The sequence below is a fragment of the Pseudomonas sp. BN414 genome (assembly GCF_029871275.1).
GTDB classification, from domain to species: Bacteria; Pseudomonadota; Gammaproteobacteria; order Pseudomonadales; family Pseudomonadaceae; genus Metapseudomonas; species Metapseudomonas resinovorans_C.
Map to the genome: position 1 here is coordinate 227,932 of NZ_SSOL01000066.1, position 15,029 is coordinate 242,960.

At 64.4% G+C, this 15,029-nt stretch carries 13 protein-coding genes; 4 read left to right on the top strand and 9 right to left on the bottom strand.

Annotated features, from left to right (window positions below; genetic code table 11):
* Positions 1-14 precede the first annotated feature (14 nt).
* Positions 15-1,319, bottom strand: a complete 1,305-nt coding sequence (gene fahA / locus E8E95_RS15410; protein ID WP_280351561.1) for a fumarylacetoacetase — start codon at positions 1,317-1,319, stop codon at positions 15-17.
* Position 1,320: 1 nt separating this feature from the next.
* Positions 1,321-2,616: a homogentisate 1,2-dioxygenase gene (gene hmgA, locus E8E95_RS15415; RefSeq protein WP_280351563.1), complete on the bottom strand. Its 1,296-nt coding sequence runs from the start codon at positions 2,614-2,616 to the stop codon at positions 1,321-1,323.
* A gap of 102 nt (positions 2,617-2,718) precedes the next feature.
* Between hmgA and E8E95_RS15420 the strand changes: the two genes are divergently transcribed.
* Positions 2,719-3,507 (top strand): IclR family transcriptional regulator, encoded by a 789-nt coding sequence (locus E8E95_RS15420; protein ID WP_280351565.1) that lies wholly within the window; start codon positions 2,719-2,721, stop codon positions 3,505-3,507.
* Positions 3,508-3,628: 121 nt separating this feature from the next.
* Here the strand turns inward: E8E95_RS15420 and E8E95_RS15425 are convergent, their stop codons facing one another.
* The 3 genes from E8E95_RS15425 to phhA form a co-directional block, all read right to left on the bottom strand.
* Complete coding sequence (locus tag E8E95_RS15425) at positions 3,629-4,822, bottom strand: amino acid aminotransferase (RefSeq protein WP_280351567.1); 1,194 nt, start codon at positions 4,820-4,822, stop codon at positions 3,629-3,631.
* Positions 4,819-5,175, bottom strand: coding sequence for a 4a-hydroxytetrahydrobiopterin dehydratase (locus tag E8E95_RS15430; RefSeq protein ID WP_077525746.1), 357 nt, complete (start codon positions 5,173-5,175; stop codon positions 4,819-4,821). The genes E8E95_RS15425 and E8E95_RS15430 overlap by 4 nt, the downstream gene beginning before the upstream one ends.
* Positions 5,176-5,295: 120 nt before the next feature.
* Positions 5,296-6,087, bottom strand: coding sequence for a phenylalanine 4-monooxygenase (gene phhA, locus E8E95_RS15435; RefSeq protein WP_280351569.1), 792 nt, complete (start codon positions 6,085-6,087; stop codon positions 5,296-5,298).
* 260 nt (positions 6,088-6,347) lie between these two features.
* Here phhA and E8E95_RS15440 point away from each other — a divergent pair, with 260 nt between their 5' ends.
* On the top strand, positions 6,348-7,907 hold the full coding sequence (locus E8E95_RS15440; RefSeq protein ID WP_280351571.1) for a sigma-54-dependent transcriptional regulator: 1,560 nt from the start codon (positions 6,348-6,350) through the stop codon (positions 7,905-7,907).
* Between the two features lie 253 nt (positions 7,908-8,160).
* Here E8E95_RS15440 and mdtI read toward each other — a convergent pair whose 3' ends face one another.
* The 3 genes from mdtI to E8E95_RS15455 form a co-directional block, all read right to left on the bottom strand.
* Positions 8,161-8,490 carry a multidrug/spermidine efflux SMR transporter subunit MdtI gene (gene mdtI, locus E8E95_RS15445; protein WP_179060833.1) on the bottom strand — a complete coding sequence of 110 codons (330 nt, stop codon included), beginning with the start codon at positions 8,488-8,490 and terminating at the stop codon, positions 8,161-8,163.
* The gene (locus tag E8E95_RS15450) at positions 8,487-8,843 is read right to left on the bottom strand and encodes an SMR family transporter (protein ID WP_280351574.1); all 357 of its coding nucleotides are present in this window, start codon (positions 8,841-8,843) and stop codon (positions 8,487-8,489) included. Before E8E95_RS15450 ends, mdtI begins: the two co-directional genes overlap by 4 nt.
* 434 nt (positions 8,844-9,277) lie before the next feature.
* Positions 9,278-10,159, bottom strand: a complete 882-nt coding sequence (locus tag E8E95_RS15455; protein WP_280351576.1) for a LysR substrate-binding domain-containing protein — start codon at positions 10,157-10,159, stop codon at positions 9,278-9,280.
* Positions 10,160-10,297: 138 nt separating this feature from the next.
* Here E8E95_RS15455 and E8E95_RS15460 point away from each other — a divergent pair, with 138 nt between their 5' ends.
* On the top strand, positions 10,298-10,936 hold the full coding sequence (locus E8E95_RS15460) for an NAD(P)H-dependent oxidoreductase (RefSeq protein WP_280351578.1): 639 nt from the start codon (positions 10,298-10,300) through the stop codon (positions 10,934-10,936).
* 10 nt (positions 10,937-10,946) lie between these two features.
* Positions 10,947-11,252 carry a multidrug efflux SMR transporter gene (locus E8E95_RS15465; protein WP_280351580.1) on the top strand — a complete coding sequence of 102 codons (306 nt, stop codon included), beginning with the start codon at positions 10,947-10,949 and terminating at the stop codon, positions 11,250-11,252.
* 126 nt (positions 11,253-11,378) lie between these two features.
* On the opposite strand, the gene E8E95_RS15470 is transcribed toward E8E95_RS15465, so the two are convergent.
* Positions 11,379-14,486 carry a transglycosylase domain-containing protein gene (locus E8E95_RS15470; RefSeq protein ID WP_280351582.1) on the bottom strand — a complete coding sequence of 1,036 codons (3,108 nt, stop codon included), beginning with the start codon at positions 14,484-14,486 and terminating at the stop codon, positions 11,379-11,381.
* Between the last annotated feature and the right edge of the window lie 543 nt (positions 14,487-15,029).

Sequence of the window (15,029 nt, forward strand, 5' to 3'; positions counted from 1 at the left end):
GCCCCTTTTTCATTTCAACGTGCCGCCAGCAGCACGCCGCGACATTCGCCGAAGCCGATGGCGGGGTAGCCCTCCCTCTGGCAACGCGCACGCAGAATCACTTCATCCCCATCTTCCAGGAAGGTGCGCTGCTCGCCGCTCGGCAGGCTGATCGCCTGCTTGCCGCCAAAGGTGCTCTCCAGCAGGCTGCCGAAGGCCTCGGGCTCCGGGCCGGAGAGGGTGCCGGAGCCGAACAGGTCACCGGCTTGCAGCTTGCAACCGCCAACGCTGTGGTGGGCGACCATCTGCGCCACGGTCCAGTACATGTTCTGGGTGTTGCTCAGCGCCAGGCGGTGGGGTGCCAGGCCCTGCTCGCGCATGGTGGCGGTGAGGATCAGCACTTCCAGCTGGATGTCGAAGGCGCCTTTGGCCTGGTCCGCTTCGTCCAGCAGGTACGGCAACGGTTGCGGGTCGCCTTCAGGGCGGGCCGGCTGCGCAGCGCGGAAGGGTTCCAGGGCTTCGGCGGTGACCACCCAGGGCGACACCGTGGTGCCGAAGTTCTTTGCTAGGAAGGGGCCGAGCGGCTGGTATTCCCAGGCCTGGACATCGCGGGCCGACCAGTCGTTGAGCAGGCAGTAGCCGGCGATGTGCTGCTGGGCGTCGGCAATGGCGATGGAGTCGCCCATCTCGTTGCCCTGGCCGATCCAGATGCCCAGTTCCAGTTCGTAGTCCAGGCGCTTGCTCGGGCCGAAGTTCGGCACTTCCTGGCCCGGCGGCATAGTCTGGCCGAGCGGTCGGCGCACCGGGGTGCCGGAGACGCAGACGGTGGACGCGCGGCCGTGGTAGCCGATGGGCACGTACTTGTAGTTGGGCAGCAGCGGGTTGTCCGGACGGAACAGGCGGCCGACGTTATTGGCGTGGTGGATGCCCACATAGAAGTCGGTGTAGTCACCGACCTTGGCCGGCAGGTGCAGCTGGCAAGTGGAAGCGGACGGCAGCAATGCCTGACCCATGGCTTCCAGGCGCTCCTGGGCGCTGCTGCCTTCGGCCAGCAGGTCTTGCAGCTGGGTGCGCAGGGCGCGGCGGGTGGAGGCACCGAGGGCGAAAAAGGCGTTGAGGCTGTCTCCGCAGGCGGACTGCGCGGCTTCGGCCGCTTCGCCGCTGAACAGGCCGGCATCGGCGGCGACCTTGAGGTCGAAGATCGCGTCGCCGATGGCAACACCACCGCGCGGCGAGGCGCCGGCCGGGCTGAAGATGCCAAGTGGCAGGTTCTGCAGGGGGAAGTCCGGGTGGCCGTTGGCGGAGGCGATCCAGCTACGGCGGTTGTCTGCTTGGGTCATATCAAATCCTGCCCTTGTCGAAGGTCTTGGCCATGCCGGCCCAGCATGCATCGTAGTCGCTCTGCAGCTGCGGGCATTCCAGCGCGTACTGGCTGGGGCGCAGCACGCGGCTGGTCTCGAACATGAAGGCCATGGTGTTGTCGATCTTGTGCGGTTTCAGATCGGCGGCGATGGCGCCGGTGGTGGTGGCGTTGTCCGGGCCGTGGGCGCTCATGCAGTTGTGCAGGGAGGCGCCGCCCGGGGAGAAGCCTTCCGCCTTGGCGTCGTAGGCGCCCTGGATCAGGCCCATGAATTCGTTCATCAGGTTGCGGTGGAACCACGGCGGACGGAAGGTCTTCTCGGCCACCATCCAGCGCGGCGGGAAGATCACGAAGTCGACGTTGGCCTGGCCATGGGTTTCGCCGGGCGAGGTGAGCACGGTGAAGATCGAGGGGTCCGGGTGGTCGTAACTCACGGTGCCGATGGTGTTGAAGCGGCGCAGGTCGTACTTGTAGGGCACGTTGTTGCCGTGCCAGGCGACCACGTCCAGCGGCGAGTGGTCGAGCTCGGTGGACCAGAGTTCACCGAGGAATTTCTGCACCAGGGTGACCGGTGTGTCCATGTCTTCGTAGTGCGCCACCGGGGCGAGGAAGTCCCGCGGGTTGGCCAGGCCGTTGCTGCCGATGGGGCCGAGGTCCGGCAGGCGCAGCGCGGCGCCGTGGTTCTCGCAGATGTAGCCACGAGCGGTGGCGTCCAGCAGTTCCACGCGGAACTTCATGCCACGGGGGATCACCGCGATTTCCAGCGGCTCCACTTCCAGCAGGCCCAGCTCGGTGGCGATGCGCAGGCGGCCGTGCTCGGGAACGATCAGCCATTCGCCGTCGGCATTGAAGAACACCCGCTGCATCGAGGTATTGGCGCGGAACAGGTGCACGCTGACGCCAGAAGCCTGTTCGGCGTCGGCGGTGGCGGCGATGGTCAGCAGGCCATCGATGAAGTCGGTGGCCACGGCGGGTATTTCCTGAGGATTCCAGCGCAGGCGATTGGGCGTCACCGGCCCCAGGCGATTGCCGGCGATCTGGCGCTCCAGGCGCTGGTACTGCGGGTGATTGGCCGAGGGCTTGATGCGGTACATCCAGGTGCGCCGGGCTTCGCTGCGCGGAACGGTGAAGGCGGTGCCGGAAAGCAGTTCGGCATAGAGGCCATAGGGCACTTTCTGCGGCGAGTTCTGGCCAACGGGCAGGGCGCCCGGCAGCGCTTCGCTGCTGAACTCGTTGTCGAAACCGGATTGGTAAGTGAGCTGCGTGGGGGAGACCATGGCGACCTCGCGGTTTTTGTAATTTGATTACGCATAACGTAATTTGAAAGCAAAAAGGGGTCAAGCTATAACAGCGCCCTCCACACCGACCAAGGCCAGGACATGACGAACGATAACGACAGCGCAGGCGCACCCCGCCGCCAGAAGGTGCAGGCCGCGGAAGTGGGAACCGACATCCTCAAGGGGCTGGCGGAGCTGGCACCGGCCACCTCGCTGTCGAAACTGGCCGAGCACGTCGGGATGCCGGCGAGCAAGGTGCACCGTTACCTGCAGGCGTTGATCGCCAGCGGTTTCGCCGAGCAGGACGCCACCACCAACCACTATGGCCTCGGCCGCGAAGCGCTGCTGGTAGGGCTGGCCGCCATCGGACGGCTGGACGTGGTGAAGGTCTCCATGCCGCACCTGGTGGAATTGCGCGATGCGCTCAATGAGACCTGCTTCCTCGCCGTATGGGGCAACAAGGGGCCGACCGTCGTGCATGTCGAGCAGGCGCTGCGCGCGGTGACGCTGGTCACCCAGGTGGGCTCGGTGCTGCCGTTGCTCGGTTCGTCCACCGGCATGGTGTTCAACACCTACCTGCCGGAGGGTGAAACCGCGTTCCTGCGCGATGAGGAAATGGCCCTGCCGGATGCGCCCGGTAGCATCGAACTGCAGGATCAGATGGCACAGATCCGCGCCACCGGGATGCACCCGGTGCACGGCCTGCTGATGCCGGGAGTGAACGCCCTGTCGGCGCCACTGTTCGCCACCGGCAACAAGCTTGCAGGTGTGATCACCGTGGTCGGCGCCGCCAGCGTGTTCCGCGCCGACACCGACAGCTCCGCCGCCGAACGACTGCACCGGGCAGCCGAGGCCATCAGCCGGCGGATGGGGGGTCAGCAGCCGGAGTAGGGCTGATTTGGATTATGTGTAGGACCGAGGGGGACGCCCAGTTCTTGCTCGCGAAAGCTCGGGCTCAAGAGCTTCGCGAGCAAGCTCGCTCCTACAGGTGCAGTGGAGCCGGGTGTTTTGCTCAGCAGACCTTGGCGATCGCTGCGGCCAGGTCGGCGATGCGGCTGTGATCCAGCCCCGCGACGTTGGCCCGTCCGGTGCTCACCATGTACACGCTGAACTCCGCACGCAGGTGGGCCACCTGTTCAGGCGAGAGGCCGGTGTAGGAGAACATGCCGCGTTGCGCGCCGATGTGGGCGAAGCGATCCGCCAGGCCATAGGGCTGCAGGGCTTCCACCAGGCCGGCACGCAGTTCTGCGACGCGTGAACGCATGACTTCCAGTTCCGTCATCCACTCGGTCTTGAGCGTGGCGTCACCGAGGATGGTGGCGACCACCGCGGCGCCATGGGCGGGCGGGGTAGACCAGAGGTTGCGGGCGAGGAAGGCCAGTTGGCTGCGAACGTCGGCCAGCTTCTCGGTGTCGGCGGTGCAGACGATCAGCGCGCCGGTCCGCTCTCGGTAGAGACCGAAGTTCTTCGAGCACGAGCTGGTGACCAGTACTTCCGGCAGCGCATCGGCGAACAGGCGCACGGCCCAGGCGTCTTCTTCCAGGCCATCACCGAAGCCCTGGTAGGCGAAATCGATCAGTGGCAGCAGTTCGCGCGCCTTGACTACCTCCAGCACCTTGCGCCAGTCGTCCTGGGAAAGGTCGAAGCCGGTGGGGTTGTGGCAGCACGCATGCAGCAGCACCACGTCACCGTTGGGCACCTGCTCCAGGGCTTTGATCATGGCGCTCACGTCCAGGCGGTTGGCCGCATCCACGTAGGGGTAGTGACGGACCGCGATGCCGGCGCCGGCAAAGATGGTTTCGTGGATCGGCCAGGTCGGATCGCTCAGCCACACGCCACGGCCAGGCAGGTTACTGGCGATGAACTCCGCCGCCAGACGCAGTGCGCCGGTGCCGCCCGGAGTCTGGGTAGCACCGGCGCGGCCTGCAGCCTCGAGCGAGTTGCCGGTACCCAGCACCAGGTCCAGCAGCAGTCGGCCGAAGGCCGCGTCACCGTGGCCGCCGATGTAGGTCTTGGTGGTTTCGGTGTCCACCAGGCGCTGCTCGGCGAGCTTCACCGCATGGGGAATGGGCGTCAGGCCCCGGGCGTCCTTGTAGACGCCCACGCCAAGGTCGATCTTGGCCGGGTTGGGGTCCAGGCGGTAGGCGTCCATCAAACCGAGGATGGGATCGCCGGGCACCCGGCCTACCTTGGCGAAATGGCTCATTTACGGCCCTCGGCGGTCTCCGCGACCTGGTCGGTACGAGCGGACATGATGAAGTCGTTGCGATGCAGGCCCTTGGCCTCATGGCTCCACCAGGTCACGGTGACCTTGCCCCACTCGGTCAGCAGACCCGGGTGATGACCTTCTTCCTCGGCAATGGCGCCAACGGCATTGGTGAAGGCCAGGGCGTAGCGGAAGTTCTTGAAGCGGAATTCCTTCTCCAGCTGCATGACACCGTCACGCACTTCGATGTTCCAGTCGGGGATCTGCTTGATCAGCACGGCCAGTTCTTCATCGGATACCAGCGGGGCGTCGGCGCGGCAGGCTTCGCAATGGGCTTGGGACAGGGCGGTCATTAGGGTTCTCCAATTAAGGGGTTCTGTAGGTTGGCGCCGAGCCTGCGAGGCCCAACGAGCGGGGCCAGCAAGCCGGCAATGTTGGGCTTCGCTGCGCTCTGCGCCAACCTACGAAAAGCGTCAGGCAGCCTTCGGCTTCGGCGGGAACTTGGGCGCGTGCAGGCCCATGCCCATGGCCTTGTGCACCAGCGCCATGATGTCTTCATGGGCGAGGTCGAACAGGCGCTTGAGGTCCGGCAGCACGAAATACAGCGGTTGCAGGATGTCGATGCGGTAGGGAGTGCGCATGCATTCCAGCGGGTCGAAGGCCTGATGCTCGGGTTCACCCGACAGAGCGTAGACGGTCTCCTTCGGCGAGGAGAGGATGCCACCGCCATAGATACGCCGGCCCTGCGAGGTTTCCATCAGGCCGAACTCGATGGTCATCCAGTACAGGCGCGCGAGGTAGACACGTTCCTCTTTGGTGGCCTTCAGGCCGAGCTTGCCGTAGGTGTGGGTGAATTCGGCGAACCAGGGGTTGGTCAGCAGCGGGCAGTGGCCAAAGATCTCGTGGAAGATGTCCGGCTCTTGCAGGTAGTCCAGCTCCTCCGGCGTGCGGATGAAGGTGGCCACCGGGAATTGCTGGCTGGCCAGCAGTTCGAAGAAGGTCTGGAAGGGGATCAGCGCCGGAACGCGGGCAACGCTCCAACCGGTGGTCGCCTGGAGCACCTTGTTGATTTCGCCCAGTTGCGGGATGCGGTCATGGGGCAGGCCGAGCTGCTCGACGCCGTCGAAATATTCCTGACATGCGCGGCCTTCGATCACTTTCAACTGGCGGGTGATCAGGGTGTTCCACACCTGATGCTCGGCTTCCGAGTAATGGATGAAACCGTTGGCATCAGGTTCGCGGGCCACGTACTGCGTCGTTTTCATTCGGCCTCCTGGGGGATGGGGCTTCGTTGTTGTGTTGCCATATCGATAGCGCAGACCGGGCCACAACGCAGCAGGGGCAAGGCTTGCATAAGTCCAGGCAGGGCGGTCAAAGCGTAAGGAAATATTTACAGTGGCGGCGGGGAGGCCAGATATCGCCTTGTCGGAGCGGCGATATGTCACATATTCTTGACGGAAAAGTTGGGTCGAGAACGGATTCTTTCGTCGATCACCCACGGAAAAACCCGACCCAGGGGTGCCTGATGCGTATCAAAGTCCATTGCCAGAACCGCGTGGGAATCCTCCGCGACATCCTCAACCTGCTCGTCGATTACGGCATCAACGTCAATCGCGGTGAAGTCGGCGGCGACCAGGGCAACGCCATCTACCTGCTCTGTCCGAACATGATCAACCTGCAGCTGCAGTCGCTGCGGCCGAAGCTCGAAGCCATTCCGGGCGTGTTCGGCGTCAAGCGCGTGGGACTGATGCCCAGCGAGCGCCGCCATCTGGAGCTGAACGCGTTGCTGGGCGCGCTGGATTTCCCGGTGCTGTCCATCGATATGGGCGGCTCCATAGTCGCAGCCAACCGCGCGGCGGCCCAACTGCTTGGCGTGCGTGTGGACGAGGTGCCGGGAATCCCGCTGTCGCGTTATGTCGAGGACTTCGACCTGCCGGAGCTGGTGCGCGCCAACAAGGCCCGGATCAATGGGCTGCGCATCAAGGTCAAGGGCGACACCTTCCTCGCCGATATCGCGCCGTTGCAGTCCGAGCACGATGAAAGCGAAGCCCTGGCTGGCGCGGTGCTGACATTGCATCGCGCTGACCGGGTTGGCGAGCGCATCTACAACGTGCGCAAGCATGAGCTGCGAGGCTTCGACAGCATCTTCCAGAGTTCCAGGGTGATGGCCGCGGTGGTCCGTGAAGCCCGGCGCATGGCGCCGCTGGACGCGCCGCTGCTGATCGAGGGCGAAACCGGAACCGGTAAGGAGCTGCTGGCCCGCGCCTGCCACCTGGCCAGCCCACGCGGGCAGTCGCCGTTCATGGCGCTGAACTGTGCCGGCCTGCCCGAATCCATGGCCGAGACCGAACTCTTCGGCTACGGCCCCGGCGCCTTCGAGGGTGCCCGCCCTGAGGGTAAGCTGGGCCTGCTGGAACTCACTGCTGGCGGCACGCTGTTCCTCGATGGCGTTGGCGAGATGAGTCCTCGCCTGCAGGCCAAACTGCTGCGCTTCCTGCAGGACGGCTGCTTCCGCCGGGTGGGCAGCGATGAAGAGGTTTACCTCGACGTACGGGTGATCTGCGCCACCCAGGTGGACCTGTCCGAACTCTGCGCCAAGGGCGAATTCCGCCAGGACCTCTACCACCGACTCAACGTCCTGTCGCTGCACATCCCGCCATTGCGCGAGTGCCTGGACGGCCTGCCGCCGCTGGTGGAGCATTTCCTCGATTCGGCCAGCCGGCAGATCGGCTGCAGCCTGCCGAAACTGGCGCCGCAGGTGCTGGATAAGCTTGGCCACTACCACTGGCCGGGTAATGTGCGGCAACTGGAGAACGTGCTGTTCCAGGCGGTTTCGCTGTGCGACGGCGGTACCGTCCGTCCCGAACATATCCGCCTGCCGGACTACGGCGCGCCGCAGCCCTTGGGCGACTTCTCACTGGACGGCGGGCTGGACGTGATCATCGGCCGCTTCGAAAAGGCGGTGCTGGAGCGGCTCTACGCCGAGCATCCGAGCAGCCGCCAACTGGGCAAGCGGCTCGGGGTTTCCCACACCACCATCGCCAACAAACTGAAGTTGCACGGATTGGGCAAGGACGAGAGTTAGACCATCGTTCAATGGTCCGGTGAGGTATCGGAGCGTAAAAAGGGTCCTGTCTGAATCTTGCGTGATGCGGACACAAGCGTTTCTGACATTCCTCTCCCGGAATGATTGGGCGGGCGACCAGATGGTCGCCCCTTTTTTTGCCCGTAATTTTTGGCGGACGAAGTGGCCGGACAATGACGTAGGTTGGGTAGAGGAACGAAACCCAACGAGCGTGGCCACGTATCGCCGAGAGGTCCACCCTACATCCCGACCTTCACGCCAGCTTCAACAACCCCATCCCCACCAGCAGCAATCCCAATCCGAGCCAACCACGGCCCGCCAGGCGCTGGCCGAACAGCGTCCAGCCCACCGCGACGGTGGCGAGGATGCCGAAACCGCCCCAGATGGCATAGGCCAGTGACAGGTCGATACCACGTACGGCCTGCGCCAGTGCGGTGAAGGCCATCAGGATGCAGAGAATCGCCGCACCCCCCAGCAAACGACGGCGGAAGCCGTCGGAATACTTCAGCAACACGTTGGCCAGCACCTCCAGGGCGATGGCGGCGCCGAGCCAGGCGAAGTGAATCCAGGTCACGCCGTTCATGCCAGCACCTCCTGGCCGCGAGCCGAGGGTGCGGCACGGGTACCGGATTTGATCAGCAGGATGCCGGCGATCATCACCGTCAGGCCGAGTGCTTTGTACAGGCCGATGCTCTCGCCCAGCCAGGTCACACTGACGAGAGTGATCAGCACGATGCCAATACCTTCCCAGAGGGCGTACGCCACGCCGACCGGCACCCGCTTGATTGCCAGCGACAGGAAGAAATACGACAGGCCGATCAGGCCGTACATCAGCAGGTAGCCGAACACGGGGGCGTGCTCGGCGGCGAACTTCATCGAAGTGGTGCCGACGACTTCAAAAAGAATCGCGGCCAAAAGATAGAACCAGGAACGCATGGTGCCCTCCCATGGGCATGCAGAGCCCTCCGCCCGGAGGCGAACGACGTGTTTGCAGGAAATCCTGACCCTGGAATATCGGGGTGCGCCCGACGCTTCCACGGTAATGAGGAGAGGGGAGGGGGCTACAGGTCGCCGGTCCAGTGGCGCTCGCGGGAAGCGAGGCGGGCGAAGTGGAAGGGGTGAAGCAGGGTGTTCAACATAATGAACACAATATTAGCGATGTTGAGGGTGAAAGGCAATTTAACGGCTGTGACGGCTTGTCGCGGCGGTGTTTGTGTTCGTTATTTTGTTCGAATGGGCTTCGAATTTTTCCTTGTGGGAGCGAATTCATTCGCGATTGCTGGACTCCGGCAATGAAACCGATGGGAACGCTTCGCGCTCCTTCGCGAATGAATTCGCTCCTACAAAAAGGGGTGACGAATTACTGGCTACTACCCCACCTCCCGACTCAACCAGTCGAAGAAGGCCTTCACCGGCGGGTGCCGTTCGCGGCCCGGCACGCACAGGGTCGAGTAGCCCGCGCCGGCCACGCTGACTTCCGGCCGGAAGGGCACCAGCAGGCCGCTGGCCAGGCTTTCCGAAACCAGAATCGAGCTGGCCAGCACCAGACCCTGGCCTGCGATGGCAGCCTGCAGGGCGTAGTGTTCTTCGTCGTATTCCCGCTGCGGTGCGCTAGCCAGCAGGTGTTCCGCTCCAGCCGCCTGGCACCATGCCTTCCAGCCCAGCTCGTAGAGCAGGGCGTTGCGCCAGCGCACCGTGATCAGCGTCGGCACTTCGTTGCCGAGTCCGGCCACCAGAGCGGGCGATCCATAGACGCCGAAGCATTCGTCCAGCAGGCACTGGCTGTGCAGGTTGGGGTAATCGCCCATGCCGTAGCGGATCACGAAGTCGACACTGGCGTCCTGGTGCAGGTCGATCAGGCTGTTGCTGGTATCCAGGCGCACGCTTACTTCCGGGTGCTCGGCGTAGAACCGGCCGAGCCGGGGGATCAGCCAGAGCGCGGCGAAGGCCGGCGTGGTGGACAGGGTCAGATTGCCGCTGCTGCGTTGCGGGCGTAGCTGGTCGAGGGTCTGGGTGACCTCCAGCAGGGCGCCATGGAGGCTGCCGAACAGACGCTGGCCGCAAGCCGTCAGGCGCACGCTGCGGGGTAGACGGTCGAACAGTGGCACTCCAAGCCAGCTCTCCAGGCCGCGGATCTGGTGCGACACGGCCGTGGGCGTCACCGCGAGCTCTTCGGCGGCGGCCTTGAAGCTGGAAAGGCGCGCGGCGGATTCGAAGGTGCGCAAGGCAGTCAGGGGCAGGCTGGAAAACATGAAAAGCTCCATGGGTGAATCCAATTCATCCAAATGAACTAATCCTCATTTGTCCGAAATGGCTGGCATAACTAGCTTGGCGCCTGAGTTTCCGCCAATTCATGTGCTTCTGGAAGCACAGCCATCAAGGAGATTGAGATGAGTAGCATTCTTTCCGTGCAAGGTAGCCCGCGTGGCGAGCGTTCCCATTCCCGTCGTTTGCAGGAGTCCTTCCTCAAGGCCTGGCAGGCGCGGCAGGAACACGCCCAGGTGCTGCGCCGCGAAGTGGGGCGGGTGGCCATTCCCGCCGTTACCGAAGGCTGGATCGCCGCCGCCTTCCATCCGGAGCCCGAGGCGCGCACCGAGGTGATGAAGGCGGACCTGGCGGTGAGCGACCTGCTGGTGGACGAGCTGTTCTCGGCGGACCGCCTGGTGATATCCGCGCCCATGTACAACTTCGGCGTGCCCAGCGGGGTCAAGGCCTGGGTCGACCAGATCGTGCGGATTCGCCGTACCTTCGACTTCGACCCGGACAAGCCGGGCAATCCCTATACCCCGCTGGTGCTGGGACGCAAGGCGCTGATCATCACCACCCGAGGCGACCACGGCTATGGTCCCGGTGGCGCCAACGCCCACATGAACCATGCCGACGCCTACCTGCGCACGGTGCTGGGTTACATCGGCATCACCGACGTCACGGTGGTGGCGGTGGAGAACGACGAGTTCGGTGGCGAGGCGTTCGAGCAGTCCTACCAACGCGCCGAGCGGACCCTGGCAGACCTCGCGGAAACCTTCTGAGGAGGCGGCCATGGCCTGGATATTCCTGCTGGTAGCGGCGTTCTTCGAAGTGCTCTTCGCCATGGGCATGAAGTACGCCGAAGGTTTCACCCGGCCCTGGCCCAGCGTGTTGGTGGTGGTGGCCGCGGTGGCCGGGATCTGGTTCCTGACCCTGGCCATGCGCGTGCTGCCGGTGAGCATCGCCTATCCCATCTGGACGGCCATCGGCACCCTGGGCACGGTGCTGCTGGGATTCCTCTTGCTGGGAGAAGCGTTGACGCCGACGAAGCTGGTGTCGGTGGTGCTGATCGTCGCGGGAGTGGCCGGGCTCCGGTAGGTTGGTGCGGGCGGCGCTCCGTCAGAGCGAAGCGAAGCCCAACGCATCGGGGTTTCATTGAGCACCTACGTTGGGCCGCGCTGCGCTTGGCGCCAACCTACGACGGGACTGCGTCCCGTTTGGTAGCTACCGCCTGCTCACCTGCACGGCCGGCGCCAGGTCCTGGCACTGGGTGTTCAGGCCGGGGGCGAGATAGGGCTGCAGTATCGGCGCCATGCCCTTGAGGACCTGCACGGGCAGGGCGGAGGTGAAGCTGAACTTGTCGGCCTGGCTGCCTTCGACGAAGGCGGTGAGGGTGCCGAAGTGGCGCGGGCCCAGATAGAAGACGAAGGTCGCGGTGCGGTTCATCGCCTTGGAACTCTTCACCGTGCCCCAGCGCGTCACGGTCTGGATGCGGTTGTCGCCGGTGCCGGTCTTGCCGCCCATGACCAGCGGCTGGCCGTCCGGCAATGTGAAGCTGCCTTGCAAGCGTCGGGCGGTGCCGCCTTCCACCACTTTGGAAAGCGCATCGCGCAGGGTCGCGGCGACTTCCGAGGTCATCACCCGTTTGCCCTCGCTGGTCTGCTGGCCCACCAGGGTTTCGTAAGGGGTGTCGGCGGCGAAGTGCAGCTGCTCGATGCGCAGGGTGGATTGGCGCACACCGTCGTTGAGGATGATGCCCATGAGTTCGGCGAGGGCGGCCGGGCGGTCGCCGGAGCTGCCCAGCGCGGTGGCGAGCGAAGGGACCAGGTGATCGAAGGGGTAGCCCAGGGACTTCCAGTGTTCGTGGATGTCGAGGAAGGCTTCCACCTCCAGCATGATGCGGATGCGCTTGTCGCGAGCGTATTTGCGCTTGGATTTGAACAGCCAGCCGTAGACTTCGCGACGTTCGTCGCCACTGGCCTCCACGGCCTCCCGATAGGTTGCCTGCGGGTGCGCCTGCAGGTAGCCGAGCAGCCAGAGCTCCAGTGGGTGCACGCGGGCCACGTAGCCCTGGTCGTTGAGGTCGAAGGCGCCGGGACCGTAGCGTTTGTAGAGGTCTTCCACGCGCTTGTCGGTCAGCGCCGGGTTGGCCTTGGGCACCCGCTCGCGCATGAACGCGGCGAAGGTGGCGAGGTCGGCCTGGGGTTGCAGGTAGCGGTGAATGGCGGCCATCCGCGCGCCCCAGGGGTTGAGGCCGTCGAGGAAGGTCGACATGCGTTGCTCCGCATCCTTGCCCTGGTACTTGTTCCAGAAACGGCGCAGATAGGTCTGGCTCTCACGGGACACGAACAGGTCCAGGTAGCCCTGGCGGCGCGGGTCCTTGTCGTCGGACAGGAGCTGCATCTTGCCGCCGTCGGGGCGGTACATATCGTGCCGCACGATGTCGCGCATCAGACGCACGAACGGCAGGTTGATGGATTCGCGCAGGGCGTCGCGCAGGGTGGGACGACGATCGTTGTCTTCCTTGCGGAAGTTGTTGAAGGTGTGCAGCCCGCCGCCGGTGAAGAAGGCTTCATAGGGGCTGGCGGAATACTTGCGGTCGAGGGCCGCCTGGAGCATGGCGTCGAGGTTGCGGTCCTTGGTGATGATCAGGTAGTCGATGGCCCACTTGGTGATGAAGTCCAGCGGGTCGACCGGAACCTTGCGCAGCTCCGCCACTGGCAGGCCGGCGTAGCGCTGGTGCAGGGTGGCGATGTTTTCCAGGTAGGTGGCGAGCACCCGCAGCTTGGCGGTGGAGCCCAGTTCCAGCTTGCTGCCTTCGTTGATGTCGAAGGGCTGGTCGGTGTTGTCGGTCTGCACGCGCACGCGGTTGCCCGAGGGGGTGCGCTCGAAGAGGGTGAAGCTGTAGCGTACTTCGCGGGTTTTCTCCGGGGACAGCAGGCGTTCGCCGTACAGTCCGACCTGCTCGGCGAAGGCCGGGTCGGCCAAATGGCGCAGGTAGTCGGTCACGGCGTTCTGCAATTCGCTCTGCAAGGTGCTGTTGGCGGTGAGGTCGAGGCGGTCGAGGTCGTAGAGCGGCATCTTGAGCATGCTCGAGAGGCGGCTGCGGGTGACGCTGATGCCCTTGTTCGCTTCCACGGCCTGGAGCGCCGGTTCCTCCACCCAGTTGCGGAAGCGCAGCCTGGCCGACAGGGCGGCATCGCGTAGTGGCGTGTCGATGATCCCTGCGCCAGCCAGCACGCGGATATGGCTGTCGGTCAGGGTGTTCAGCTCTTCATGGGCGCTGGAGAGGTAATAGGAAGGACGGCGCTGGGCGATGAACAGCGAGAGCACCTGGCGCATGGCCAGGCCGCGTTCGGCCAGGTCGCTGTCCTTGTTCCCCAGTATCTGGTTGACCCGATTGAAGTCGGCGCCGTACCAGACGCGCAGCCCATCGGCGACGCCGTGTACCTCACCGTGCCCCGGCGCGGCCGAGAGCGGCACGCTGTTGAGATAGTCCATGACGATGCGTTCGCGGGCGGCAAGGGTTTCCGGGCCGCCCTGGTACGCGCGCACGCTGGCGGAGACCATCTGGCGAATCTTTTCCGAGGCCGAGGCGGTGCGGCCGTACGGCGAATGACGGTATTTCTCCAGTTGGGTGGCCAGCGTACTGCCGCCCGCCGACTGGCCGTCCAGGTCGATGGCCTTGCCCACCTGGGTCAGTGCCGCCTTGGAGAAGCGCGGCCAGTCCACCGCCGGGTTGGCCAACGGCGTCTCCTGATCCAGCAATTTGCGGTTTTCGATGAACAGCAGGCTGCTGACCAGAAGCGGGGGGATGCTGGCGAAATCCGGGTAGCGCTGTTGTGGATAACTGAACTGATAGAAGGGCAGGCCACGGCAGTCGCAGATGCTGATGCCGGCCTGGCTCTTTTCCCGGTAGGGCGGGAACAGCCCACGGTCGGCGTAGTTGATCAATGCCGGCGAGAAGCGCGTCTGCTGCTCAATCGCATAGCCACGTTTTTCCAGGCGTTCGAGCATCTCCGGCAGGGAGGCATAGCCCAGGCGGCGGTCGAAGGGGCCGTCGCCGGGATAGCGGATTGCCTTGCTCGGGCCATCTTCCAGCTTGTAGCTCAGCGTCGCGGCGTAGCGGCTGAGTTCTCGCGCCTGAAAGCGCGACGTCTGCATTTCATGAGTGGCGGCAGCAGCGACGATACCGCTGGTCACCAGGAAAATGCTCCAGAACAGGAGACGGTGCCTGCGGCGTGGCGGCTTTTCCGGCGGAATGCCGGAGTCATTGAGACTACCTGGGGGTACCTCGTTCCTGGTTTCGTCGGATTGCCATATTGCGCCCATAGTCCACCGGCCTGGCCTGTCACCGCTCTTGATTGCAATGTTAGTAGGTCGTCGGCTGGCTGCATGGTGGAGTTGCGGCAAAAACGGGAGCGAATCAATGACAGGCGACAATCGGATGCAACTCGACAACAGCTGGCGCGCCAACGTTTCAAGTTGGACACGTCCAGCGCGAGAAAGTCGCAGCGAAGCCGGCACTTGGCCACTGACGGGGTTTTGCGGTCCCTCGCGATGGGGATCGTTCCTCAACCCGTCCTACGAATATGAAAAGTCGAAAAAGTAGGAAGGGTTGAGCTTGCGAAACCCATGGGGCGGGTCGCGAAAGAGAGCGTCCCCCACCCGTTCTAACGGTACTTCAGCGCACCAAAAGTAGGCATGACGTTGCCTCGTCTTTGTGCAAGACTCGCCGCCGATCTCGGACGCGTCTGCGCCCGCCGGACCGTTCCGCCCCACAAGGACGGCACTTCCAGGCGGCCAAGGGTCGTTACCACGACCCGGCTTCTCGGCTACGCGGCTGACTCCTCGACAACTACAAGATGAGGTACC